The following is a 325-nucleotide window of genomic DNA, read 5'->3' as shown; positions in this document are numbered from 1 at the left end:
CAATTTCGGCACGCTCTTCGATGTCCAGTCCAAGGTCGATGCGGACAGCAACGCCTATACCGCCTTCAACCTCCCGCTGCATACCGATCTGCCGACCCGCGAGTTGCAACCCGGTCTGCAATTCCTGCACTGCCTGGTCAACGACGCACGCGGCGGCAGCAGCACCTTCGTCGATGGTTTCAAACTGGCGGAAGTGCTCAGGGAAGAAGACCCGCAGTCCTTCGAGATCCTCACCAGCCTGCCCATCGAATTCCGCAATCGGGGCAGGTCTTCTGACTATCGCTACCAGGCGCCCATCATTGCCCTGGACGAAAACCAGGAGGTG

At 59.7% G+C, this 325-nt stretch carries 1 protein-coding gene; it reads left to right on the top strand.

Annotated features, from left to right (window positions below; genetic code table 11):
* The coding region (locus FS767_RS21905) for a TauD/TfdA family dioxygenase (RefSeq protein ID WP_178102770.1) at positions 1-325 on the top strand (325 nt) is incomplete at both ends.

Origin of the sequence: Pseudomonas sp. DE0010, from assembly GCF_007680745.1 — a bacterium.
In the GTDB taxonomy this organism is placed as follows: Bacteria; Pseudomonadota; Gammaproteobacteria; order Pseudomonadales; family Pseudomonadaceae; genus Aquipseudomonas; species Aquipseudomonas parafulva_B.
This window is presented reverse-complemented; position numbering and strand designations above follow the sequence as displayed.